This window comes from Nostoc punctiforme PCC 73102, assembly GCF_000020025.1.
Taxonomy (GTDB): Bacteria; Cyanobacteriota; Cyanobacteriia; order Cyanobacteriales; family Nostocaceae; genus Nostoc; species Nostoc punctiforme.
On the sequence record NC_010631.1, the window covers coordinates 1 to 24,989 of the forward strand.

Sequence of the window (24,989 nt, forward strand, 5' to 3'; positions counted from 1 at the left end):
TTTCTTATATGTTACTTAGCTAATATATATTATATTAGAGGTGTAGTAACACATAAGAAACTAATTTATGCAAAAAGTCAAAGAAATTTTGCTGGCTCAAGGCATCGAGTTCGATGAGGCAGATATTGTGTCTGCTGCATCAGCTATTGGAATGGAGCTTGATGGTTTAAATGATGCAGAGGCAAGTGCCATCGCTTTAAAAGTTGTGGAGTTAAAGCAGGCATCTGGTTTAGCATTATCTCAAAAGGATATTGCAGCCAAATCAAGAAATGGCAACGGTAAATTAGGTAAAAATTCCCCCCGCCGTAAATCTACTCCTCCATTGCAAGGAGCGATCGCTCACGCATCTCAGGTTTCAAACCAAGAAATTCAATCCTTGGAGGATGTTCTCAACGTTGGGATTGACGCTTACACAACTGATAAAGCCGACAAGTTGTTATCAACGATTCGCAATGCACCCAAGGACGTAGTGAGTAAGTTTGTCTCTAAAGCGATGGAGGAAGAAGCTGACGTAGATTCCTTTCGTGCAATCGGTGACGAACTCGTTGCGGGTATTTTCGGCGCTCAGTTCACAAATGCGGCCGAATAAATTCATCTTGATAGCAGCAGTACTGAATCTGCTGCTATTAACTCTCGTTTTAGGCGTGGCTATATATGGAGCAACAAGACCAGACCCATCGCAAAGCATTAAATATTCACCTGAAGAAGGACGGCGAATTGAATCTGTCGGGGCTGACACTAGAAGACCTGACAACAGAAGAGTTCCTAGTCGTCCAGCAACTTATTGATGAGTCAAAGGTGCGATCGCAATCTAATAGGCAGATTGAGGAATTGATGCAACGGGGAATGATGGCTCAAACTGCGATCGCAGCAATAACAGTATTGATGTTTTCGTTCATGGGCATATATGGCATAACCCGATATATCGGCTCACAAGTTCAACAAGTTCAGCAGATTTATACACAGGAGTCAGGAGTCAGGAGTCAGAATTCAGGAGAACTGAATAGGTAGAATTTAATGTTTTATAGCCTATTCATTTAGTACTACAATTCTTTATTCTGGCTCCTGACTTCTGACTTCTGGATTCTTTAATTAGTAGTTAACAAGGAGAAAGGAATGTTAGGAAAATGGCTTCCTGGTTTATTTGGCGGGAAAGGTGATGGAGTAGTATCAACGGATTTAAGAGTCGGGGATGCAACACAAATTGAGGGTAATTTACCTTCATCAATCCGCGATCGCTACACATTGCCAGCTTACACTACAGCACAGCAGGTTCTGGATGAGGCTGAGGTTGCTGGGACTTTAAAAGCACAGAAGTGGCTACATACAAAGTTCTCCCGGCACAAGCTCAAACAGTTGCAATCTTTGGCAGAGATGTATAAAAACCAATTGGCATATTCCCAAGAAGCCATGAAGGTTGAGGAAGATTTGCAGCGAACTAGGGGATTACATGGGGAGGCAGTGATCCGTCATGCCTTTGGTTCCCAGGAACAACAACGTCAGTTGGGGGGCTACGAGAAAGCATTTGATGAAGTGGGAGATAGTTTCAGATTCTAAATCAGGAGTCAGGAGTCAGGAGTCAGAATTCAGGAGTCAGAATTCAGGAGTCAGAATAAATGAGACAAGCAGCAAAAACATTTCAAGATTTAATAGTTTGGCAGAAAGCACATCAATTTGTTTTGAACATATATAAGCTGACTGGTCAATTTCCTAAGTCAGAAATATTTGGGTTATCCTCACAATTTAGAGGTGCATCTGTTTCTATCGCCGCTAATATTGCTGAGGGATTTAAGAAAAAAGGGAGAGCAGATAAAGCAAGATTTATGAACACGGCACAGGGTTCTTTAGAAGAATGTAGATATTATTTAATCCTAGCTAGGGATTTAAATTACGGTGATATGGCAAACGCAATTAACCAACTTGAAGAAGTTAGCAAATTACTCACAAGCTATGTTAATTCCATTCTGACTCCTGACTCCTGACTCCTGACTTCTGAATTCTAATTATGCAAATCAAGCTCTTTCATATAGGATATGCAGTGTGCGGGGTTGGCTTTTCTATGTTTATGGGTTATTTATCGGTTGCCAGCCCCGTTAGTAAGTACATTCTTTGGTTTATCGGCATAATCTCTATCTGCTGCATATTTCTGGGGTTATTCAACTTTGGCGGTTTAGTCGTTAAAGGTTTTGGATTTAACCGCAAAACTTTTACCATCGGCTTGATGCCTGGAGTGATATTCCTGTTTGTTTTCTTGACTTTAGTTGCAGCCGGTGTTGCGTTGGGGGTGAGATAAGTTTATGCCATTTGAATTACAACGTCTAACTGCCAGTAGTGCCATTCATGCAGAACGGACTATCTTATGTAGTTTAGGAGCGAGTGCAGTGTTATGTCTGTCTGCTCCTTTTTTCTTAAATACTGACCGAATAACAACCGGGATGCTACTTGGTGCTGGAACGGTGAGTGCTGGCTTATTTGGAGTATCTGCCCAAATCAGTGAAAGCAAGCAAAAAGTTTATCGCTCTTTACAAGAAGCTGACCTGAAATCACTTAAGCAGCATTTGCAAGGCGAAGCTGTTTATGATTATGTCACCACTGCGATCGCAGCCAAACGCAGAGTTGCTGATTATGTGAATCGGCTACCAGTGCAAGAGCGCCCCCGGTGGATTGCTGAATATCAATTGCAAGGATTAGTTACACTCCCAGAACCACCAGCGCAACAATCACCTTCACCGACTGGTATTCCCAATCCCGATATTGCTGACATTGATGAAGAATTTGTGCAGTCCGTGATTAATCCGGGTGCAATGAAAATTCTGCAAGCGATCGCAGCTAATTATCCTGAGTACATCAGAATTGATGGTGCTTGGATTGATGAACTGTGTGATGCTGCATCTAATCAAAATATGACCCTTCGCAGCAATCACCATTTTTACCTTTCTGGTGGAACACAATCTGGCAAATCAACTTTAGCAGGAGTGATTATCAACAAAATTGCTGCAAAATCTCAAACACCAGCAATTGTCATCGGCAGCGATCCAAAGGATGATGTCACCAGATGGTTGTGCAAGTTCAGCCGTAAGTTTGACGGCATGAAAGCGTTAAGAGATTGGATTACCTTTGCCACAGACCAAATTGACAAGCAGAAAGCAAGAGTATCAATTGTTGGTGGTGAATGTCACGGTGTTCCCGAATTATTTCTTGCTCAGGATGAGGTGGACTCTGTATTTGGTGGTGGCAAGGGACTTCCAGGAATGGTTGATGCTGATACCGCCAAAGACTTGCAGGGTTTTTGGAACTATGTCATCAAATTCACTGCTGGGTTAAAGGGTCATGGTTTATTTATGGGCCAGTCCCCACTCTCTGGGGAAACCGGATTTAGCCGCCCGTCCTTGAAAAATGTTTGCTTTATTGCGATGGGGCAAACATCAAGTTATATCCTTGACCATCCCCAGGATTTTCTGAATGTCAAAAAAGAAATTCTTGAAATCTTGCGACAGGCTTGCGAAATGTTGGATAAAGCCGGAGTTCGATATGCCCTAGTAATTCCCACTCGATCTAATCCTTTTGTTGCTCTAATCCCGGAATTTGATATCAAAGGTCTGGAACAAAAACAAGATTCCAAACCGAATAGTGACACTGTTCATAGTTCTAAAAATAATCAGCAATCCTCGCAGCAGAAGACTGACTGGTATCAAGAAATTAGAAAATGGGCAACGGAATTAGGAAGAAGACCGCATTTTCAGGAAATCAAACAAAAGTGGCACGAATTAACGGGGCAAGAGTTAAACGAAAAAGGGGTGACTCTATTACTAGAAAATCTCGGCTACCCAGACAACTAAATTGGAATGCTCGATATGGTAATCCCAAAGAGTATAGGAAACAAGTAGCAATCGCTCACAGAAAAACTCACAATTATTGTGTCGTTTGCTTGACTAAGAAAAGTGAAGAAATCCATCACGCTTACTACGGCAACGACATCATTGGTCAATCTACATTTCCTACGTGCTACCGTTGTCATAATGAGATTTGTCATAGTCCAATCAACTGGATAAAAAGCCGTAGTAATCCTGTTTGGGGGAATCGCAATACTGACGAATTTATTACCAGATTGAGGCTGGGATATCAGCTACTTTATGGAGGAATCAAACATTTTTAATTAGTTGAGCAGTGTCGTTAATTTTTCTAAAAATTAAGTTTTAAGCTAATTGGAGAAGAATTCTCATGTATAACAGCGAATACGATGATTTGAGTTTTGAAGAACAATTGCAACTGTCAGAATCACTTATGATTAGGCGGCATAATCAGCGGATGTTCTTGCGCCGAAATGCCCAACTTTTGCAACAAGAGTTAGAGTTGGAAGCTGAACTGCTAGAAGGCAATCCAGAGTTAGCCCAGGCGGTTCATGCTTTTAATTTGCAGGAGATTCAAGCGCAACAGCAAGGTTCATTTGGTGTTATGCAAGGGGATTCGACCCCTAAAAAGCAAAGTGTTTGGAGTAAAATTTTTCCCGGATTGGGCAGGAGCTAAATGCAACTTTTTTTAATTGGAGCAAAGCAACTTTGCGTGGGTTAAATCAATTTGCTTAGGCGTTGCTAATAAGATTTTGAGGTAATCGTAGTTTCTTTTTAACCAAATCAGCTAGAACTAACCCTGAAGGGGGGACAAGCACCCGAAAGCCTTTGTGCTGTATTAAGTTGAGCGAATTATGGTAAAAAAAGATAGGTCAGTATTGTCAATAAGACCTATCTGTTGAAAATGTTACCTGAATTATACCAGAAGCATCTACAAAGTTTACTTTCACAGTCCGAATTAATATTTCTGACGCTGGTGATTAACGTAGTACAAAATATCAAAGATGTGAAACTAGAGAAAATATCAGAGTCGCTACCATTATTCATTCAATGCCAGTCGAGACGGAAGAAGTTACAAAGGTTTCTATTATTACCAATATTGAATATAGAAGAATTATGGTTTCCCATAATTGAACGATGGTTAGCTCAAATTTTCCTGGGAAATCACCGAATCTATTTAGCAATTGATAGGACGAATTGGAAAAGAAAAAATCTACTAATGATTAGTGTAATTTTTCAAAAAAGAGCTATACCGATATACTTTAAGCTTTTAGCAAAATTAGGTAGTAGTAACTTATCAGAACAAACTAAGGCATTAACAAAGATAATTCCCTTATTTAAAAACTATAAAACGGTAGTGTTAGGAGATAGAGAGTTTTGTTCAGTGAGCTTGGCGAAATGGCTTGATGAACAAGGGTTTGAGTTTTGTTTGAGACTCAAGAAAAATGAGAATATTGAGTTGAAAGCTCATTTATGGTGCGAAATAAAAGATTTAGGTTTAAAACCAGGAACATCTTTTTTTGTATCAGATGCAACGGTAACAAAAACTAAACAAGTGAAGGGATTTAATGTGGCTTGCAAATGGAAAAAGAATTACCGTCAAAACAAAGCCAAAGAAGGATGGTTTATTTTAACTAACATGAATAGTAAAATAACGGCGATTCAGGCATATCAAAAGCGCTTTGATATAGAAGAGATGTTTAGAGATTTTAAAAGTGGCGGTTACAATTTAGAGAAGACAAATGTGGAAGGTAAGCGGTTTATTGCTTTAGTTTTAATCATCTCATTAGCTGACACTATTGCTACATTACAAGGTCAGAATATTAAGAGTAAAGGAATTGCAAAATATCTGGCACGTCCCAAAGAATATGGACGTTCTCACAGAAGGCATAGTAACTTTTATATCGGTCTTTATGCACAGAACTGGGTTAATTTCATTGGTGATTGTTGGAGTTTAGTTCAAGATTTAATGCGATTAAGTCGTCATAAACTAGAGAATTATTTATTTACAAGGGATGAGAGCTATGAAGCTTATACAGTCAGCTTTATAGGCTTCATGTCGCCCCTTCAGAAACTAACCTATACTGGCTGGCTGTGGTACATGAGTGATAGAAGTCGTCTTCATTGCTGTAAAATGTTCCGAGGCTTGAAGATGAGTTACTTCAAGAGAGCGAATCAACTCTCGAATGACATCAGTTGCTGGTCTACCTGTGATTGCACAGTAGCGTTCAAGTTTTTCGCTCTCAGTTGATGTGAGATTTATCGTCATTCGTTTGACAGCCCATTTTTTGTTCATAACTTGTCCGTATTTTTTAATTTTTTAAAATTAGACTTACTTTGTAAGATGCAATGGTTGATAAATAACAGTGTTAGCCAAATGTTAGCCACAGCATACTTGCCTTGCGGTAAGACTATTCTAGACATAAACTTGACAGGGTATTTACGTAAAAGCCAAAGCTTCACCAATAAATCACTTATATGAATTTCAGATTTAGATGAGGGCGATTGATCACCTGAAACTACATAGGCTCGCTACATTACTTCCAGTTAGTATGAAGCACAATTTTACCCATATCCCTTTTCTATCCTAGCTTTTGCGACTGTGAAGGACATAATCACTGTATACACAGTAGATTAAGACGCTAATCTTTTATCAGACCTGTTGAAGCTTTCTGGAAGAAACGATCTGACGGAAGCAAAAACTCAACTCCGGCTTTCTATTTCTTATTCACCGATGCTTCGTTTCATATTAATTGATGAGAGTCGGCGGATATTTAGGGCTAAAAGATGAGGTATATTATCTCCAGAGAACAATTTCTAGCAGGGGTCAAGGAATTTATAATTTTGTCTATCTTTGCTCGACGTTTAGTATTCATCCGCCATTTTATCAAGCTAGCATCTATAAATGTGATTTCAAATCTAATGGTTCCGTTGGCAGGACTAATAGATGTAATATTTTTAGGTCATTTAACGGAGATTCGTCATTTAGCAGGTGTAGCACTAGCAACAATTTTATTCAATTATATTTATTGGACATTCGGTTTTTTACGCATGGGTACAACCGGAATGGTTGCACAGGCCATAGGGCGTAAAGATAACCAATCAGCAGTACTAATTGGTTTACAGCATGGGATTTTAGCACTGATATTAGGAATCACCATTCTGGTATTTCAACAACCTTTACAAATATTAGGATTTGCGATTCTAAGTGCTACACCAGAAGTTAAAAGTTCTGGTGTTGATTTTTATAATGCTTTAATATGGGGTGCCCCAGCAACATTGGTTAACTTTGTCTTGATTGGTTGGTTTCTTGGACAAGCACAAAGTAGTAAAGTGTTGTTGCTTTCAGTTATTAGCAATAGCACTAATGTACTACTTGATTATCTATTTATTGTTCAGTGGGGATGGTCAAGTAGAGGAGCTGGTTTAGCCACAGCCGCTAGTCAGTATCTCATGTTAATAGTAGGTATTTTGCTATATTGTCAAACAATTTCATTTAAACAAATACAAGCTCTAATTGGAGAACTATTTGACCTATCTGCTTTAAAACTAGCTTTAATCTTGAATGGAGAAATTATTCTTCGGACTTTCGCTTTAATTTCGACAATGGCGATGTTTAGCAATCTCAGTTCTATGTTAGGAACTGAGATTCTGGCGGCAAATACCCTGCTGATGCAAGTGGTGAGCTTGGCAGCATATTTCATTGATGGTTTGGCATTTGCTACTGAAAGCTTGGCGGGAATTTTTCAAGGTAGTAGAAATATTAGTTCTTTAAAACAACTGTTGCAAATTTCTGTAGTCAGTAGCTTGTTTATAGGATTAATGTTTGCTACTGCATTTATATGTGCCCCAGAGTCACTGTTAAGATTGCTGACCAATCATCCTGAAATTATCAATAATTTACGCTCTTATATTCCTTGGTTGTTACCAGTTTTAGGTTTTGGCTCAGTCGCTTATGCACTAGACGGTTATTTTCTTGGGTTGACTCAAGGTCATATACTTCGTCAATCTATGCTGAAAGCCACTTTAATTGGTTTTATTCCATCAGCAATTACAGCTTGGTATTTCCATAATAGTCATCTACTATGGCTATCAATGTCTTTATTTATGGCAGCAAGAACAATAACTTTGGCATTGTGCGTACCAAAAACATTAACTATAAAACAGGAATAACTATACATTAATTTACATTCAGAGGAAATACGTGTTGTCGATAATAAGTCCTCATACCAAATCTATGTGAGCCTGCATAGAATAATTCCTTTGCCTGGTATGGAGTCTCAAATGCTTTATTCTGTACATCTTCATAGAGAATTGGTATTACGAGTTTGCTTTTCCCTTATTATATGTAGCTTCATATTAAATTGGTATAAGGGAGAAAGTATTAGTTGAAAAGCTGATATTTCATCTTCTTACTTCTCCCCCCTGTTTGTTAATTCGTATTAGATGTAAATATGGAAATCGCACTTCAACTTTCCCAAATTAGCAAGTCTTATGGTTCTCACCAAGCCGTGAACAATCTTAGCTTGCAGATTACAGAAGGTTCATTTTATGCTCTTTTAGGCCCCAACGGTGCAGGAAAAACCACTACTCTACGAATGATTGCAGGGTTACTACGACCAGATAAGGGCGATGTTATGATTCTAGGTCATAGTATCAGGCGAGCGCCTCAAAAAGCCAAGCAAACTTTAGCATATCTACCTGATGAACCGCTAATTTACAATAAACTGCGCCCTATGGAGTATTTAGAGTTTATTGCTGGACTTTGGGGAATTAATCCTCCTAAAGCTCAAATCTTAGCCCAAGAAATTCTCAAACAATTAAACTTGTGGAATCACAGAGGAGATTTGAGCGAAACTTTTTCGCGAGGGATGAAACAAAAACTTGCTTTAGCAGGGGCATTAATTCATCAACCGAGAATTCTTATCTTAGATGAACCGTTAACAGGATTAGATGCAGCCGCAGCCCGCTTAGTCAAGAATATGCTTGCTGAATATGTAAATCAAGGTAACACGGTAATTTTAACTACCCATATCATGGAAATTGCCGAGCGTATGGCGCAGCGAATTGGGATTATTAATCATGGACGCTTGATCGCCGAAGGAACTTTAGACGAACTTAGAACTCAAAGTGGTGAAGCAGGCGCTAGTTTGGAGACAGTTTTTTTAGAATTGACTCAAAATCATGATGTTGAAGGTGCAATATGAAAGTAGGTACATTACATTGGATTGTTCATCATGAATTACGTTTGTGGTGGCGTGAAAATACTGTTAGACCTGTAACGATATTTATTGGCAGCATTTCTGTAATTTTGCTTTTAATTTGGGTATGGTTTACGCTGGATGATTTTCAAGACGTTAAATCGTTTCAGACTATACCAGAGAATGCTTTGTGGATTGCGGTAGTAGTCTGGTTGTTTGGATTTTATTATGGCTTTATCCAAGCTATGAGAGGTAGCTTGGTGGGGTTATTTGAACGCGGAGATTTGGATTTACTTATATCATCGCCAATTTCAAGTAAAGTGATTTTTGCAAGTCGGGTGTTAGCAATTGCCCTGAAAAATTTTTTCAGTGGTTGTTTATTTGTAATTCCTGTAAGTTTAATTGCTATATTATCTGGTATTCCTCAACTTTTAGGGCTTTACCCGGCTTGGATTAGTATTAATTTAAGCGCCACATGTTTAGCAATGTTGTTTGTTTTAGTGCTAGTTCGTGTTGTAGGTGCAAAGCGGGCACGGACTTTCGCTCAAGTTCTGACAGCTTTATTTCCAATTACAATATATTTGAGTTCTCAATTACCTAATTTTCTCAAAGGTAGTAGTAGTACAGAATCGATTTGGTTTCGATTAGAACATTTACTCGCGTCAGGAAACTTTTTGAGTGCAAATAGTTGGGTTTGGTTCCCTGCGAGAGCTATTTTCTTTGATCCTCTGTCAGTAGCGCTAGTGCTAATAATTAGTAGTGGTTTGACGTGGGTAACGGTGGAAATCTTACATTTTTCTTTTATCGCAGGTACACAACAGGAACTTACAAGTAAACATCATCAACTACGCCCTACCCAAGCAAGTCGCTTTGTGGTTGGCGGTTTGTATCGTGTTGCTTTACTTAAAGAATGGCGAATTATGTGGCGGAATCCTTATTTATTTTCGCGTATCTTTTTGCAAATATTTTTTATCACATTCCCATTTCTAAGTGTGTTACGACAACATCACGGTCATGGTGTTGACCTTTTAACTTTAACTTGGCCAATAAGTTTGGTATTTGGGCAAGCTTTGACATCAACTTTAACCCAAATTTGCATTTCTGGAGAAGAAGCACCAGACTTGCTTAAAGCTTCCCCAGTAGACAGAGGAAAGTTACGTCAATTGAAGTTGTTAGCAGCATTGATTCCGATTTGGTTGCTCATGTCACCGCTATTTATTGTTTTGATAGTTAATAGTAAATCGTGGTTTATAGCAATAGTTATTTTTTTAGTTTGTACTACTTGTGCAGCAACTCTAAGTATGTGGAATTCTCGCCCTGTCAAGTTGGCAGAATCGTTTCGACAGCGACAAAATAGCCAAGTGAGTGTATTGTTAAAGTTACTCGAAATTATTTCCTGGTTATCTTGGGGATGGTTAGGATTTAGTTTGCAGCAAGGTCATTTACACACCGTTTTGATTTTTTTGGCGGTGATTGGTTTAGTTGTGGCATTAGCTGTTGCAATACACAAACAAAAAACTATTTTGGAATAGTGATCGCGTTAATCACATTGCTTTTCCCTTTTCCCCTCTTGCTACTACCTTGTGTCACCTTGGATTCTGACTCTGCCTTACTGGAGTTAACCATTTTCACCAAGTGCTGATTTAGATAACTCTGCGCTGAGATATACAAACTTTCCCAAATCTCTTGATTGCGGCTGATTTTTGTCCCGACTGTATTTCCTGCTGTTTTCTCCGACACCAAGTATTTACGGAAATAGTTATTCCACAAGTGTTGGAGGAAATCTTCGGCGAATTCGTTAAACGGCAGAATCCATTTATAGTCCTTGTCTAGAAATACCCGATAGGACGCAATTATCGGTAGTGCCAAGTCGGTTGGCGCACCAAACCCGAATGAATACTTACTGTCCGGCAATAACGTCGTTTTACGTATATCTACTGATGCTAAATCGTTAGCACCTTTTCTTCTGGGGTTGCTGATATATTCTTGGATTATTTCGTAGAGTCTTTGCTCTATCCACAGGGCGTGAGTCAAGAGAGGCAAAAGTGCAGTTAATCTTTCCCTTTCTGCGTCTATGATGTTACTTGGAAGACTCATTCCTGCTGGGTGTTTGGTTCGTTTATTGCCGTCAGGGTTGTATTTATTTCTGTCAAGGCAGTAAAGCAGCTTGAGCAGATGGGTGACATTACACTGAGCGTTTCTGGGAGCGCCGCTTTGGTTTTGGTAATAAGCGATGCGGAATTTTCTATCTTCTTTCTGTTCTAACTGAGCTAAATACTGCTTGATAAATTTGTAATCACCCCTAGCGTTGACTTTGGAGCGCGAATCTACTGGCGTTGTAGTATTTGAAGCTAGGGCTATATCTTTAGCTGATTCTTCAGTCAGTCCGATGTGAATCGTAACTTTTACTCTGGCTTCGGTTAAATCGTATTTGTAATTTTTCGCTTGCTCAAAAGCTAAAACTGTATGTCCTCCGTTGATAATACCGTCGCTACCTCCCTCGTTAGCTTCTAAAATTTCTAATTCTAGTTCAGTTTTGTTCTTGATAGGCTTAACTTTATTGGCTGACAGAACGATTCCACTGTGGCGAGAGAAGAATTTTCCAGGTTCGGTGGTCAGTGAATCGAACATTTGTCTGTAGGTCGCGCTTTTACGGTTCGGTTCCCTGATGTTCGGTTCTAGGGGTAGGTCTGTCGGGAACGAATCTACATGAGCAGTGGCGATGATGCAATTTGGATTGGCTTGAAAATAGTTATCTATTTTAATATTCCAAGTCTTGGGCATACTTTATTTAATTTCTTGGTCAGTGGAATTTCTATGTTAACCAAAACCCTGACCCTGATATTGCTTTCTCGAAACGCTCAGTACCTTTAAACATTGGATTACAGCATATCTCAGCATCTGGGTAGTCAAATTATTTGAAAGAGCGGTAGAGCCGACACGCCTGAAAAGCCAAAATTCACAGCAACATTATGCTTAATCTGTACAGTGCCTAAATCCTAGTTTAGATAAAGAGTACTTAAACTCTTCATGTTTAAGCGCTCCCCTTATGGAAAGCTATTTTCAATTATAAACAACAGCTTAGTTGCTGTTCATATCTACAAAACTAACTTAAGGTAGACTATTATTCATACTTAAGTTAGTTGCAAAAAGTGCTAATGTTAAAAAGTTTTCAAAAACATTCATAACTAGGCTTGACCAGTTAGTTTCACTAAAACGTATTTATACCTGTTCTCATTATGAGAATGACTGCTTTACTAATATTCAGCAAGCGCAACTGCACAGTACCATGACTACCACTAAAATTCATTCAGTTGTCTGTACTCAATCTCATGTTTTAGTCGTATTTTACACTAGAGCTAAATGCTGGCAGTTTCGGATTATTAGCCCCGATGGTACGGTATTCGGTGACTATCCGATTTACTATAGTGCTGAAGCAGCAGCAAAAGCTGGGCGTGATTCGATTTATCAAAACCGTTGAAGTGTTTAATTCATTCGGTGGCAATCCCAGTCTGAAAAGCACTTTCATCGCACTAGCAGGAGAGCCATCACCCGTCAATACTTTTCGGTTAAGAATTAAGAAGCAGTAAGTAAGTTGTAGAGAAAATTTATAAGTAAGCCGTGGGAAAATTTTATAAGTATGTAACAAACAATTAAGCAGAAGAATTAGAGTTAAATCTTATACAGTGTGTACTGTTGCACCTTAAAATGTACCCTCCCAAATTACCGAATATACTGTTGCTAATGATTCTACGTTTTACCAAGGTGACGACAGGGATTTCGGTAATCCTAAAAAATATTCATATTCGACAGTTGTAAATAGAGATAATTACTCTTGTTTGCGCCCGTGATTTTATCGCCTCAATTAGTTTTTTCTCCCTTCGCCCAGGAAGTTGATATTTAACGGGGGTAGGCTCATGGCTATACATGGTTTGCCAAGCTACCTAAATCTTGCTACTTAATTGATATTCTACCCCTCAATACCTTTCCCACTCTTGTAGGTCATAGCCCTGGGTTTCCTTTTGCCTATAGGCACTACTTTCGATTGCTTAGGTGCCTGTGGCGGACGGCATTGCTCACAGTAGAGTGGTCGAACACCAAAGGTTTCTCGTTGTGTGGGTTGTTCGCACTGCTTACATACGAAGTTGAAAACGCGGGTGTGAATTTCCCGCTTGTGCGCTCTGACGGTGTACTCTTTGACATCAATAATTTTGCTGGGCATTGATTGATTACTGTTGTGTCCTTACTTCTTTAATATAGTTTTTCATCTTAGTTCTGCAAGATCCGTGCGTCATCTGACTAAAGTAATTTTACTTAATCAAATAAATACTCTTGGATGTCATTGCGCTGACGACGGAGAATACCTATCGCCTTGACTTGGATTTGACGAATCCTCTCTCGGCTTAGGTTTAGCTCTTTACCAATTTGGGGTAAATATAGCGAAGCTGTCACCAGGGGCAAGATAGGCTGAAAGTATTGTGGAGTCTGGGTTTGAGAAAAAGAGTTGATTATTGGATTTTAGCGGTTTTGACAGGCGTTTTATAAGCACAGCCACAAATTGGACAAAATCGGTGTCTCAAAGACAACACCAACTCACCGCAATTCGCACAGTTAGCTCGAATCGGTGTACCGCAGAGATAACAAAACTTGGCTTTGATATGACTCCACATAGGGTCAACCGCCGCGCCAGGATTCCAACATTGGGGACAAAACTTAACCCCTCTAACCTGAGATACTTCCTCACCCTTGATCACAGCATCAAAATATTCTTGAGGTACGCCAAGTGCGATCGCTAACCCTTGAAGTGTCCTACGATTAATTTTAAGCGTAAGTCCTCGCTCGATTTTCCCGACAGAGCGTCCATGTATACCAGCAGCATCCGCCAACTCAGACTGAGTTAAATTGAGTTTCTTCCTGACCCGTGACACGTAACTAGCAAGGGATTCATCGCTATTGGGAGTTTTAAAAGTATCCATAAAAAGCTCAGGGCTAACTCATAAAAAGATATATAATTTATCAATAAAAAACCAAGCGAGAGAATACAGAAACAACCGTGAAATCGGCTGTAACTTTAGCCACTGTCACGACCGAATTTCTAGAGCGTCCTGGTCTAGCACCAAGTACTAGAGAAACCTATGAACTGACCCTCGGACTTTTACTGCAAAAGTATGGAAGTTGGTCAATAGAAATTATCAGTAAGCAAACATTAGTTGAGTATCTAAATAATCTCAGTCATTTAAAATACACAACACACCACAAGCATCAAGCAATATTACAAAGTTTGCTTAACTTTGCAGTAGAACAAGGGTATATAAAATCCAACCCTATCCGGGGACTAAAACAACGTCTACCTGAAAGAGAGAAAGGCGAACATAAAAGCGACGAGACAATAAGATATCTAACACAATCACAACTAAATATACTATATTCTGCCGTAAAAGATGACTTACGTCTAAGTACGATAGTTCATTTACTGCATCGCACAGGATGCAGAATAGGAGAGCTTTTAGCCCTAAACATAGATTCTGTAGATATCAAGAACCAGAAATTTCAAGTATTAGGTAAAGGCAACAAACAACGCTGGTGTTTTTACAGTGATGACGCAGCCTCAATGCTTGCTAAATACTTGAAATACTCACGGCATCAAAATACGAATGCCTTGTTTACAGCACAACATCCAGTTACCCGAAAAGTAAGTAGAATCAGCTACCATACATTGCATGATTATTGGCGGGAGACAACCAATAAGTATCCACACCTTCAAGGAGTTCGCATTCACGATTTACGACATACATTTGCTACAGAACGAGTGGGGTTAATCAGTATTGAGGAATTATGCTCATTAATGGGACATGAAAGCATTCAAACAACTTTACGTTACGCTAAAGTCACCTCACAGAAATCAGAATCAGCTGCACGTCATGCCTTGAATATACTGATTAATTCCGACCAAAAAGCTGACCTTTAGGGCAATTATATAGAATCACTCAGTTCCAGTATGTTTTTCATCGAGAAACAGCATTTTATCTCAGTTAAAGATTGTTACCCCAAAGAAGATAGAATACTGTTTGGTTGAAGAGTGAGACTTAATGAAAAAAACCTGGCAGCCAGAAGAATTAGTAGAGTATTGGACGCTACTCCCTCTTGAATTAGCACTACTGAATCAGAAAAACGACGAAAATCGGTTAGGTTTTGCTATATTGCTCAAGTTTTTTGAGATTTATGCCAGATTTCCTGAGAATAATCAAGAAATCTCCCAAAATGTTGTTGATTATGTTGCCAAACTTTTAGATATTTCCCCCCAAAAGTACTCTTACTACGATTGGCAAGGACGCTCCATAAAATATCATCGCGCTCAAATTAGAGAATTCTTTGGATTTCAAGAAACCAAAGTTAGTGATGCTTTTGAGTTAACTAATTGGTTAGCAGAACAAGCACTAATTTATGAGTTAAAATTTGAACAGCTAAAACTTGCAGCAGTAGCGAGACTACGGAATTTAAAACTTGAACCACCGACAGATTCCAGATTAGAACGTATCATTCGCTCTGCTATCAGAAATTTTGAATCTAAATTTTTTCGGGACATAACTTCCCAACTATCTAACCAATATAAAAAGTGGATAAATGATTTTTTGAAAGAGAAAGCTTCCGATCAGGAATTAGATGATACCACACAAACAAATCATGATAAACAACTGAATAATCCAGGAGATATCCAATTATCTCAACAGTTAGATGACACGAATAACTCAGAAATAAACACTGAAGTGACTAGATTAACATGGGCTGAATTAAAAACAGACCCAGGGAGAATTGGTGTAGAAAGTTTTCAAAAGGAAGTTGCTAAATTAGAGATTTTTGAGCAATTAGAATTACCAACAGACTTATTTAAAAACATCTCTACCAAAGTTCTCCAAGTCTATAAAAGTCGGGTAATTGTTGAACATCCTCGTGACTTACGCCGTCACCCAGAACATATTCGCTACACACTATTTACAGCTTTTTGTTGGCTCAGAAGTCAAGAAGTTATAGATAATTTAGTAGAGTTACTCATTCAGATTGTCCATCGCATAGGTGTGAATGCAGAAAAACGTGTAGATAAAGAGCTTATTCAGGATTTTAAACGGGTTCATGGGAAGAATAATCTACTATACCAAATGGCAGAAGCTTCCTTGAAAACACCTGATGGCACAGTCAAGGATGTGATTTTTCCTGTAGTAAGTGAAGTGACTCTCAAGAATTTAGTGAAAGAGTATAAATCTACAGGGAATGCTTACCGTGAGAAAGTTTATACGGTGATGCGCTCTTCTTATGGTGGATATTATCGGCGAATTTTACCGTTAATTTTAAACAAGCTCGAATTTCGTTCAAATAATGAAGTTCATCGTCCAGTTATTCAAGCGATATCTTTACTAAAAAAGTATGCTGATAGTAAACAGCGTTATTATGATGCTGGAGAAGATATACCCATTGAGGGGGTATTACGTAGTGGTTGGCAAGAAATTATATTAGAGACGGGAGCAGACGATGAAATCAAAGTTAATCGCATTAATTATGAGTTGAGCGTGCTGCAAGCATTGAGAGAAAAGCTGAGATGCAAGGAAATATGGGTTGTAGGAGCTAATCGTTACAGAAACCCTGAAGAAGATTTACCTGCTGATTTTGAGGCGCAAAGATTAGAATATTTCCAAGCTTTGAAACAACCATCCGATGTAGAAGTCTTTATTGCTAATTTACAGCAATCTTTGGAGCAATCATTAACTTTACTGGATAAAGGAATACCTAAAAATAGTTTAGTCACACTTAAAACGACAGGCAAAAGTCGAATTTGTGTTTCTCCTCTGAATCCTCAAAATGAACCGACTAATTTGACTAGGTTGAAAACTGAAATTACTAGGCGTTGGCGCATGACTAGCCTCTTAGATATTCTGAAAGAGACTGATTTGCGAGTTAAGTTTAGCCAACACTTTCAGAGTGTATCAACACGAGAGGTTTTAGGCGAATATACTTTACAAAAACGCTTGCTACTTTGTTTATATGGTTTAGGAACGAATACTGGATTAAAGCGTTTAAGTGATGAGATTAAAGGCGACAATTATCAAGATTTACTCCATGTTAAGCGTCATTTTATTCAGAAAGAACAATTACGTAATGCTATTGCCTGTATTGCAAATGCAATTTTTACTGCCAGAATTTCTACTATTTGGGGAGAGGGTACAACCGCCTGTGCTTCTGACTCGAAAAAGTTTGGTGCTTGGGATCAAAACTTAATGACTGAGTGGCACATCCGTTATGGTGGAAGAGGTGTGATGATTTATTGGCACGTTGAGAAGAATTCTGTTTGTATTTATTCACAGTTAAAAACTTGTTCTTCTTCTGAAGTGGCAGCCATGATTGAAGGATTATTACGCCACTGTACTGAGATGAAAGTGGAGACAAATTATGTGGATAGTCACGGTCAAAATGAAGTGGCTTTTGCTTTCTGTCATTTACTGGGTTTTCAGTTAATGCCGCGTCTTAAACGTATCAATGTTCAGAAATTATACCGTCCTTCAACTGGAAATAATGATGCTTATCCAAACTTGCAACCTATTTTAACTCGCGCTATTAATTGGGATTTAATTCGCCAACAATACGACCAAATGGTGAAGTATGCTACTGCTTTGCGTTTGGGTATGGCAGAAACTGAAGCCATCTTAAAGCGTTTTACTAGGGGTAATTTATTACACCCTACTTATCAAGCCTTGGCGGAATTGGGCAAGGCTGTAAAAACTATATTTTTATGTAAATACCTGCATTCGGTTGAACTGCGACAAGAGATAAATGCTGGACTCAACGTGGTGGAGAACTGGAATAGTGCTAACAGTTTTATTTTTTACGGCAAGGGTGGGGAGATTGCTACTAATCGTTTGTCTGACCAAGAATTAGCTGTGTTATCTCTGCATTTACTCCAGATATCTTTGGTATATATAAATACGTTGATGATTCAGGAGGTTTTGTCCCAACCACAATGGATGAAGTTGATGAAGTTGGAGGATTTGCGGGCGCTTTCGCCTTTAATTTGGGGTCACGTTAATCCCTATGGTACTTTTCGTTTGGATCTTAATGTCAGGTTGCCAATTGAGACGGGGTAAATGTGTCTAAAAATACGCTTTGTTCGTATGTCTCTTAATCTTATAGTCTGAAAGTCATCCACCGCAGTACTTTCAGCCTATCTTGCCCCTGGTGACAGCTTCGCTATATTTACCCCAATTTGAGCGAGATTAAAATGCCGATCGTTCTCCAAACCAAAGCTTAAAGTCAACACTTGACGCTGAATCGGTGTCAATGGTTCTAATAATTTAACTACGTCTTGCGATAGAAGTTCTTGGGTGAGTAGTTTCTCTGGTAAAACACCAACGTCTGTTAAAATTTCGCCCAATTCTGTTTCTTGCTCATCTCCCACTTTTTTATTTAAGGAAATGGCTGTACGAGAGGCACTGAGATATTCTCGAAGCTTATCGGGGCTGATATTTAAAGATGCAGCTATTTCTTCAGCAGTGGCATGGTGACCGAGTTTTAGAAAGCTTTCTCGCTGTACTTTCTTAATTTTATTAAGAATTTCGGTTAGATGCACAGGCAATCTAATAGTGCGGGATTGTTCTGCAATTGCTCTGGTTATTGCTTGACTAATCCACCAGTAGGCGTAAGTTGATAGCTTATAGCCCCGGTTGGGATCAAACTTTTCTATACCCCTTTGCAAACCGATTGCTCCTTCTTGGATCAAATCTAAAAATTCCAAATTGCGGTTCTGATACTTCTTGGCAACAGAAACTACCAGCCGCAGGTTAGCTGTCACCATTTTTTGTTTAGCTTTTTGACCAAGGTGTAGCGCTGCTCGGACTTGTGTCTCAGTTTGAGCGACAGCATTGGCTAATTCTGTCATTGTTGGTTCCCGGTCTAGCTGTTGGATGAGTTCATTTTTGGATTGCTCAATCGCAATCATTTGTTGTACCTGTCTACCATAAGCAATTTCTTCCTCTGGCTTTAATAAAGGATACTGACCAATTTCTTGTAAATAGATGCGAACCATGTCTGAACTGAGGCTGGACATACAAACTTTTCGACTTTTTTAAACCAGGGAATTTAAAAGTATAAATCAGATAGTTCATTGAAGTTTTCTATTTTTAATAGTCAAAACATATTACCAATCTAGTCCAGCATGAAGTAACCTCTGCTGTAACCGTGTGTAGCGCTGTTGGTCATCGGTAGAACGCACCGCTAAAGATATCGCTTTTTTTGCGCCAACCACGATCGCTAATTTCTTGGCACGGGTCAGCCCGGTGTAAAACAGGTTCCGGGTCAACATCATATAGTGCTGCATGTAGATTGGCACAATCACCACTAGATATTCTGACCCCTGGCTTTTATGAATAGTCACGCACCATGCTAGGGCAATTTCATTCAGGTCAGCGTAATCATAAATGACAGTCCGCTCACCATATTGCACTGTAACTTCTTGCTCAATAGTATCAATGGTGAGGATTATTCCTAAATCGCCATTGAAGACTTCGCGGTTGTAGTCGTTGGTTAGTTGGATGATGCGATCGCCCTCTCGCAACAAATTTCCACCTCTGTTAATCTCCACTTTGTTGGGGCTGGGCGGATTAATCAACTGCTGCAATACGGTATTTAGGTTGCGAGTCCCAACTACACCCCGCGTCATTGGGCAAAGTACCTGAACATCAGTAGCCGGATTAAAACCTAAGCGGGGAATTAAATCTGTGATTAATTCACAGATTGCTTGTACTCCATGTTCCGGCTGATGTCCGCCGCCGTGCCAAATACAATCAGACACGGGATTATCAGAAATTGGCTCGATTGTGGGATACTGCCCTCTATTAATTTGGTGAGCAGCAGTGATAATTGCACTGGTTTGGGCTTGGCGAAATATCTGAGTTAACCGCACCACAGGAACTCGCCCCGAATTAATCAGGTCAGCGAGTATTTGACCTGGCCCTACTGACGGCAACTGGTCAATGTCACCTACCAATAACAGTAGAGCGCCAGCCAATACTGCTTTAACTAAAGAGTAAGCTAGAAACAAGTCAAGCATCGATGCTTCGTCAGCAATAATTGCCGTGTGGGGTAAAGGATTTTCGTTATCGCGCTTGAAACCCATTGAGCGGGGATCAAATTCTAACAAGCGATGAATAGTTTTAGCTTCCAGCCCCGTCATTTCACCCAAGCGTTGAGCAGCCCGTCCCGTAGGTGCAGCCAGGGCAATAGATTTACCCATTGCTTTCCAAAGTGAGACAATAGTATGGGTAGTGAAAGTTTTTCCAACGCCAGGGCCACCAGTGAGGATTGTGATTTTGGAATAAGCTGCTGTTTCTACTGCCAAGCGTTGCTGTTCTGAAAGCTGAATTTGACGGCTAGTGGTGAAGCGCTCAATCCAGGCGCGGACGCGGGGAATGTCAGTATCAACAGGCTTTTCTAAACGTTGGCGGATCAGTTGAGCTAAATTCTGTTCCGTATGAAAATAAGTCGGCTTGTAGCAAAGTAGTGTTTTTTCTTCATCCCGCTCTCTAATCAGCTCGTCTGCGAGAGCCATATCTTTAATAACTATCGCTACCGCTTCTTCTGTGGGCTGGTGAGATTCGGTAGTCAGTAGTTTGATTACCGACTCAATCAATTCGCTTTGTGGCAAGTAACAGTGGCCATCTTCGGCAGCAACACTAAGGCAATGGATAATCCCCGCACGGTAACGAAATTCTGAGTCAGGGGCAATTCCGATATTTCTTGCAATCTTGTCAGCAGTCAGAAAGCCAATACCGTAGATGTCGGCTGCTAACTGGTAGGGATTTTTGGTAACAGTGGCGATCGCTTCATCTTTATATTGCTTGTAAATCTTTACAGCATAAGTGGTAGAAACGCCATGCCCCTGGAGAAACACCATAACTTCTTTGATCGCTTTTTGAGTTTCCCAGGCGTTTTTAATGAGAGTGATCCGCTTTTTGGCAATACCCTGGACTTCAATCAGTCGTTCAATCTGATTTTCGATGATGTCGAGCGTTTCTAAACCGAAGTGAGCGACGATACGCTTGGCTGTTACTGGGCCAACACTTTTAATCAGCCCACTACCCAAATATTTTTCAATTCCAGTGAGAGTAGCTGGTTTGGTTTCTTTGTAGTTGACTACTTGGAATTGGGGGCCAAATTGTGGATGGTCACGCCAGAAACCAGTTAGTTGTAAGGTCTGCCCTGGCTGAATGTTAGCAAAGCTGCCAACGATTGTTGTGAGTTCGTTGCTACGCGGACGAGTCAGCCTTGCCACAGTGTAGCCTGACTCAGCAGAGTAAAAAGTTAAACGTTCTACGACTCCGATGATTGTTTCGTGTTGAGGTAAGGCACTTATTTGTTGAGCGGAAAGATTAGGAGGAGTGAACATTGCCTGTTAGAAGAGGCCGCACATTATTATAATACTGGAAGTCAGTTAATTATAGTACATAAATACTAAGTTGCCTGCCTGAAATTAGTGGAACGAAGAAGCACAAAATACATCAGATCCTATCTTCAGAAACGAAGAGAGATTGACACCGCACGTTACCTCAATCTTGATTTTGATGAAATCATCTAATTTCGTGGTAGAACTACGGTGGCTAGTTGGACAGCAACGCAGAGTAGACCGGCCTAATTTATTTGAAACGAAGTGATGATAAGCTTTTGAGCTAATTCAACTATATTAGCTTATGAAAGTCCAAATTTAGATAGTCAAATATTATCTGTGCTTACTCCGTTGTCGTTATAATCTAGTTTTCAAGAAAAAGTTAGTCGAAATTAGAAGTGAGCCAATTTAGTGAGCCTTATCATTTGTTTATTTAATCAAGCTGGTGGAGTTGGGAAATCCACTCTAGCGATTAATCTTGGTTATCACTTAGCACAATTAAAGCCTGCTAAAACCAAGCATCACTACCGAGTTCTTTTAATTGATATAGATCCTCAAGCTTCACTTACTAACTTTATGGGAATTGTGCCTGAATCCCAAGAAAAAACCATTTATAATGCAGTGATTGATCAGGAAGCACTACCAATTCTTAAAGAAATTCATGGGATGGATTTTGTTCCGTCATCTCAGGATCTGACTTCAGCTGAATTAGAGTTAGTAGTAGCAGATATGCGTGATTTACGTCTTAAATATGCTTTGGAACCTGTAAGCGAACAGTATGATTTTATTTTGATTGACTGCCCCCCTAGTTTAGGCATTCTTACTTATATCAGTTTAGTGGCATCAACTCACGTTTTAGTGCCGATCCAGACGCAATACAAGGCATTCTTGGGGACAGAATTACTCTTAAATACAGTAACACGCGTTAAGTCTCTTCCAAATCGAAAGCTAAAAATTGCTGGGTTTATCCCAACGATGTTTGATTCACGTAATAGCCAAGATGAACGAACACTATTAGCTATTCAAGAACAATTGTCACAGGTTGGGATAGTCTATGACCCAATTCCTCGATCTACTGCTTTTGCTGATGCTGCTGAAGAAAATGTTCCTTTGGCAATCTTTAATCCTAAGCATCCAGCTTTATCAATCCTAAAAAAAATTGTTAAAGGGCTCGAGAAATTATTATGAGTATAAAGCGTGACAAGCCTTATGGTCGCCGTCTTAAGGGATTAGAAGCTTTGATTGGGGAGTCTGTTGACACTGTTCCCTGTGGACAGTTTGTCACTATCGAAAAAATCCAACTCTCTGTTCAGCAGCCTCGCCGTTATTTTGATCCAAAAAAGCTAGAGCAGTTAGTACAGTCGGTTAAAGAACATGGCATCTTAGAACCATTGTTAGTCCGTTATTTATCTAACGATAAATATGAGTTGGTAGCTGGAGAGAGGCGTTACAGAGCAGCTAGTTTAGCAGGATTAACTGAAGTACCTGTAATTGCACGTTCCTTGAATGATCAGGAAGCCCTGCAACTGTCATTAGTAGAAAATTTACAGCGAGACGATCTCAATCCTATTGAAGAAACAGAAGGTATTTTAGAACTTATAGCACTTCAACTAGATAAGAGAGTGCCAGAAGTTATATCTTTACTTTATAAAATGCAAAATATTTTGGCGGGAAAAGTTACTGATAACGTTATCAGTAATTCTGATGCAGAGGATGTAAAAATGATTTTTACAGGCTTGGGGCTTATGGAATGGGAGTCGTTCACTGCTAACAGACTTCCTCTCTTGCGGTTGCCTGATGAAATTTTAGAAGTTCTACGCCAAGGAAAAATTGAATACACAAAAGCTAAAGTAATCGCTAAGTTGAAAGAAAAGACAGAACGTATTGCTTTATTGGAAGAGGCGATATTACAAAATTTATCACTAAATGAAATTCGAGAACGCTTGAAAACCCGTAAGTCGTCAACAGAAGAGAAGGAATTAGAGAAGCAAATAGATTCTACCTATAAGAAAATGAAAAAATCAAAGCTATGGGATAATCCCAAAAAGCGCAAGAAGCTTGAATTATTGTTTGCTCAAATAGAAATTTTAATTAACGAGGATGATTAAAACTGGACTAGAAGTTACTGCACCTTATTCTGTCTAAGACTCAGATGTCCCCAATGTGAGCAAACGGCGATTAGACTGAATACGCCAGAAGTACTTTCAACAACAGCGATTCCTTCTCCTTGGCCATAAACAGTTTTTAACTAGCCAAATAATCTTTAATCTGATCTTGTTCACGTTGTAAAGCTTTGATACCCTGCCCATAGGCAGAGCGTACCTTGGAATGACTGAGATTGAATCTTTGTGCAATCTGTTTTGCAGTCAGCTTGTCCTCGCCCTCCAGACCAAACTGTAAAATTAAAACAAAACGTTGATTTGGCTTCAAGGTAGCTAATAAATCCTGTAAATCTGACTGGAGACATTCTAGGGCAACGTACTCTTGTACGGAGATTCTTTCGTCAGCTAATATCTCTTGTAGTTAAGTTTCTTGCTCCTCCCCAATTCCTAACTTTAAAGAAAGTAGCGGACGAAATGCGTTGAGACATTTGGAGATTTGCTTAGAACATACGTCAATAACCGTACTTATTTCTGTAATAATGGGCTTTATACCAATTTTGTATGAAGTTGCATAGAATAAGAAAGCTAAAACCTTTACTTCACAAGCCTTGCAGCCTTTAATGGATTTATGCAGCTTCACAATAATTTGGTATTAGTTCCAAGGTTTGAAAAAGTTCGATATCTGCTTTTTTGATTTGCATCAATCTTTTGGTCAAGTCATGCGGTAAGCGAATAGTGTGCAATTGTTTTGCAACGGCTCTGGTAATTCCCTGTCGAATCCACGCCTTTTGCATAGGTAGAAAATTTATAACCGCAATTCGGATCAAACTTCTCTACCGCATGAAAGTAAACCAATAGCTCCCTCTTGAATCAGATCCAGAAATTCCGGCTTACTCCAATGATACTTTTTAGCTATAGCAACCACTAACCGGAGATTGGCAGTAATCTTTTTTTGTTTAGCTAGTTGACCTTGTTCAAGGATTTGGATTAATTATGTTTCTGTTTTCTTCGCCTCGGCAGCAAGTTCAGCCATAGTTGGAGAAGGCTTTAGCCGTTGCATGAGAAGATTATTTTGCTCATCTTGTGCCAGCATAGCTTTACTTGTCGTGCATAGAAAATTTCTTGTTCCGGCAATAGCCTCTCGAAGCGACCAATTTTTCGTAGGTAAATTCCAAGTGGATCAGAGCTTTGGCTAGACATCTTGCAAGGAAATAAATTGCTAACAAAGACATAGATAGTAGAGTATAAATCAAAGAGTCAACCATCTAAATTAATTTCTGCTGCGTTGATAAAAAAGATTTCAAAAATTCTTATTGGGGGCTACATGGGGGCTATATATACCCCAACAATAGTTCAGGATTTTTGGGATATTTTGACCCCTATATAGGGTGTATATAGGTGCTAAGTA

The 24,989-nt window shown here is 39.4% G+C and carries 27 protein-coding genes and 1 pseudogene; 17 read left to right on the forward strand and 11 right to left on the reverse strand.

Going from position 1 to position 24,989, the window contains the following annotated elements:
- The first annotated feature begins 67 nt into the window (after positions 1–67).
- From NPUN_RS33755 to NPUN_RS33790, 9 genes and pseudogenes are all read left to right on the forward strand, one after another.
- Positions 68–589: a hypothetical protein gene (locus tag NPUN_RS33755; protein ID WP_012412915.1), complete on the forward strand. Its 522-nt coding sequence runs from the start codon at positions 68–70 to the stop codon at positions 587–589.
- A 65-nt stretch (positions 590–654) separates the two neighbouring features.
- Positions 655–1,011, forward strand: coding sequence for a hypothetical protein (locus NPUN_RS33760; RefSeq protein ID WP_012412916.1), 357 nt, complete (start codon positions 655–657; stop codon positions 1,009–1,011).
- A 105-nt stretch (positions 1,012–1,116) separates the two neighbouring features.
- Positions 1,117–1,557, forward strand: coding sequence for a hypothetical protein (locus tag NPUN_RS33765; RefSeq protein WP_012412917.1), 441 nt, complete (start codon positions 1,117–1,119; stop codon positions 1,555–1,557).
- Positions 1,558–1,616: 59 nt separating this feature from the next.
- Positions 1,617–1,982, forward strand: a complete 366-nt coding sequence (locus NPUN_RS33770; RefSeq protein ID WP_012412918.1) for a four helix bundle protein — start codon at positions 1,617–1,619, stop codon at positions 1,980–1,982.
- Positions 1,983–2,005: 23 nt separating this feature from the next.
- Complete coding sequence (locus NPUN_RS33775; protein WP_012412919.1) at positions 2,006–2,293, forward strand: hypothetical protein; 288 nt, start codon at positions 2,006–2,008, stop codon at positions 2,291–2,293.
- A 4-nt stretch (positions 2,294–2,297) separates the two neighbouring features.
- Positions 2,298–3,839, forward strand: coding sequence for a hypothetical protein (locus tag NPUN_RS33780; protein ID WP_012412920.1), 1,542 nt, complete (start codon positions 2,298–2,300; stop codon positions 3,837–3,839).
- Positions 3,840–3,928: 89 nt separating this feature from the next.
- Positions 3,929–4,156: a hypothetical protein gene (locus NPUN_RS41215; protein WP_141699770.1), complete on the forward strand. Its 228-nt coding sequence runs from the start codon at positions 3,929–3,931 to the stop codon at positions 4,154–4,156.
- A gap of 65 nt (positions 4,157–4,221) precedes the next feature.
- The gene (locus NPUN_RS33785; protein WP_012412921.1) at positions 4,222–4,527 is read left to right on the forward strand and encodes a hypothetical protein; all 306 of its coding nucleotides are present in this window, start codon (positions 4,222–4,224) and stop codon (positions 4,525–4,527) included.
- 228 nt (positions 4,528–4,755) lie between these two features.
- A pseudogene (locus tag NPUN_RS33790) lies at positions 4,756–5,922 on the forward strand (IS4 family transposase); the annotation flags it as partial.
- A gap of 3 nt (positions 5,923–5,925) precedes the next feature.
- Here the strand turns inward: NPUN_RS33790 and NPUN_RS43810 are convergent.
- A complete protein-coding gene (locus tag NPUN_RS43810; RefSeq protein ID WP_083782494.1) occupies positions 5,926–6,147 on the reverse strand; it encodes a CopG family transcriptional regulator in 222 nt (73 codons plus the stop codon).
- Between the two features lie 491 nt (positions 6,148–6,638).
- On the opposite strand from NPUN_RS43810, the gene gntT reads away from it, so the two are divergent.
- The 3 genes from gntT (at position 6,639) to NPUN_RS33810 (ending at position 10,584) form a co-directional block, all read left to right on the forward strand.
- The gene (gntT, locus tag NPUN_RS33800; protein ID WP_012412923.1) at positions 6,639–8,024 is read left to right on the forward strand and encodes a guanitoxin biosynthesis MATE family efflux transporter GntT; all 1,386 of its coding nucleotides are present in this window, start codon (positions 6,639–6,641) and stop codon (positions 8,022–8,024) included.
- Between the two features lie 281 nt (positions 8,025–8,305).
- The gene (locus NPUN_RS33805; protein WP_012412924.1) at positions 8,306–9,058 is read left to right on the forward strand and encodes an ABC transporter ATP-binding protein; all 753 of its coding nucleotides are present in this window, start codon (positions 8,306–8,308) and stop codon (positions 9,056–9,058) included.
- The gene (locus NPUN_RS33810) at positions 9,055–10,584 is read left to right on the forward strand and encodes a hypothetical protein (RefSeq protein WP_012412925.1); all 1,530 of its coding nucleotides are present in this window, start codon (positions 9,055–9,057) and stop codon (positions 10,582–10,584) included. The genes NPUN_RS33805 and NPUN_RS33810 overlap by 4 nt, the downstream gene beginning before the upstream one ends.
- On the opposite strand, the gene NPUN_RS33815 is transcribed toward NPUN_RS33810, so the two are convergent.
- Positions 10,571–11,836: an AIPR family protein gene (locus NPUN_RS33815; protein ID WP_012412926.1), complete on the reverse strand. Its 1,266-nt coding sequence runs from the start codon at positions 11,834–11,836 to the stop codon at positions 10,571–10,573. The two genes, NPUN_RS33810 and NPUN_RS33815, sit on opposite strands and share 14 nt — an antisense overlap.
- A 505-nt stretch (positions 11,837–12,341) precedes the next feature.
- On the opposite strand from NPUN_RS33815, the gene NPUN_RS33820 reads away from it, so the two are divergent.
- Positions 12,342–12,533, forward strand: coding sequence for a hypothetical protein (locus NPUN_RS33820; RefSeq protein WP_012412927.1), 192 nt, complete (start codon positions 12,342–12,344; stop codon positions 12,531–12,533).
- Positions 12,534–13,022: 489 nt separating this feature from the next.
- Here the strand turns inward: NPUN_RS33820 and NPUN_RS33825 are convergent, their stop codons facing one another.
- The 3 genes from NPUN_RS33825 to NPUN_RS33830 form a co-directional block, all read right to left on the reverse strand.
- Positions 13,023–13,274, reverse strand: coding sequence for a hypothetical protein (locus tag NPUN_RS33825; RefSeq protein ID WP_012412928.1), 252 nt, complete (start codon positions 13,272–13,274; stop codon positions 13,023–13,025).
- Between the two features lie 92 nt (positions 13,275–13,366).
- Positions 13,367–13,504, reverse strand: coding sequence for a sigma factor-like helix-turn-helix DNA-binding protein (locus tag NPUN_RS39685; RefSeq protein ID WP_234711183.1), 138 nt, complete (start codon positions 13,502–13,504; stop codon positions 13,367–13,369).
- A gap of 56 nt (positions 13,505–13,560) precedes the next feature.
- Entirely contained in the window at positions 13,561–14,028 is a 468-nt protein-coding gene (locus NPUN_RS33830) for a double zinc ribbon domain-containing protein (RefSeq protein ID WP_012407622.1), read from the reverse strand.
- Between the two features lie 77 nt (positions 14,029–14,105).
- On the opposite strand from NPUN_RS33830, the gene NPUN_RS33835 reads away from it, so the two are divergent.
- Positions 14,106–15,020 carry a tyrosine-type recombinase/integrase gene (locus NPUN_RS33835; protein ID WP_012407621.1) on the forward strand — a complete coding sequence of 305 codons (915 nt, stop codon included), beginning with the start codon at positions 14,106–14,108 and terminating at the stop codon, positions 15,018–15,020.
- Positions 15,021–15,141: 121 nt separating this feature from the next.
- Positions 15,142–18,186 (forward strand): Tn3-like element ISNpu13 family transposase, encoded by a 3,045-nt coding sequence (locus NPUN_RS33840; protein WP_012412929.1) that lies wholly within the window; start codon positions 15,142–15,144, stop codon positions 18,184–18,186.
- Positions 18,187–18,263: 77 nt separating this feature from the next.
- Here the strand turns inward: NPUN_RS33840 and NPUN_RS33845 are convergent, their stop codons facing one another.
- Positions 18,264–19,124: an RNA polymerase sigma factor, RpoD/SigA family gene (locus NPUN_RS33845; protein ID WP_336884957.1), complete on the reverse strand. Its 861-nt coding sequence runs from the start codon at positions 19,122–19,124 to the stop codon at positions 18,264–18,266.
- Positions 19,125–19,235: 111 nt separating this feature from the next.
- Complete coding sequence (recD2, locus tag NPUN_RS33850; protein WP_012412930.1) at positions 19,236–21,482, reverse strand: SF1B family DNA helicase RecD2; 2,247 nt, start codon at positions 21,480–21,482, stop codon at positions 19,236–19,238.
- A gap of 408 nt (positions 21,483–21,890) precedes the next feature.
- Between recD2 and NPUN_RS33855 the strand changes: the two genes are divergently transcribed.
- Entirely contained in the window at positions 21,891–22,667 is a 777-nt protein-coding gene (locus NPUN_RS33855) for a ParA family protein (protein WP_012412931.1), read from the forward strand.
- Positions 22,664–23,587 carry a ParB/RepB/Spo0J family partition protein gene (locus NPUN_RS33860; protein WP_012412932.1) on the forward strand — a complete coding sequence of 308 codons (924 nt, stop codon included), beginning with the start codon at positions 22,664–22,666 and terminating at the stop codon, positions 23,585–23,587. The genes NPUN_RS33855 and NPUN_RS33860 overlap by 4 nt, the downstream gene beginning before the upstream one ends.
- A gap of 136 nt (positions 23,588–23,723) precedes the next feature.
- Here the strand turns inward: NPUN_RS33860 and NPUN_RS40220 are convergent, their stop codons facing one another.
- The 4 genes from NPUN_RS40220 to NPUN_RS44945 all read right to left on the reverse strand — a co-directional run bounded on the left by NPUN_RS40220 (position 23,724) and on the right by NPUN_RS44945 (position 24,781).
- Positions 23,724–23,909, reverse strand: a complete 186-nt coding sequence (locus NPUN_RS40220) for a sigma factor-like helix-turn-helix DNA-binding protein (protein ID WP_041566570.1) — start codon at positions 23,907–23,909, stop codon at positions 23,724–23,726.
- Between the two features lie 298 nt (positions 23,910–24,207).
- The gene (locus NPUN_RS43815) at positions 24,208–24,375 is read right to left on the reverse strand and encodes a hypothetical protein (RefSeq protein ID WP_234711184.1); all 168 of its coding nucleotides are present in this window, start codon (positions 24,373–24,375) and stop codon (positions 24,208–24,210) included.
- 29 nt (positions 24,376–24,404) lie between these two features.
- Positions 24,405–24,506: a hypothetical protein gene (locus NPUN_RS45045; RefSeq protein WP_335068073.1), complete on the reverse strand. Its 102-nt coding sequence runs from the start codon at positions 24,504–24,506 to the stop codon at positions 24,405–24,407.
- A gap of 122 nt (positions 24,507–24,628) precedes the next feature.
- Entirely contained in the window at positions 24,629–24,781 is a 153-nt protein-coding gene (locus NPUN_RS44945) for a sigma-70 factor domain-containing protein (protein WP_086000632.1), read from the reverse strand.
- Between the last annotated feature and the right edge of the window lie 208 nt (positions 24,782–24,989).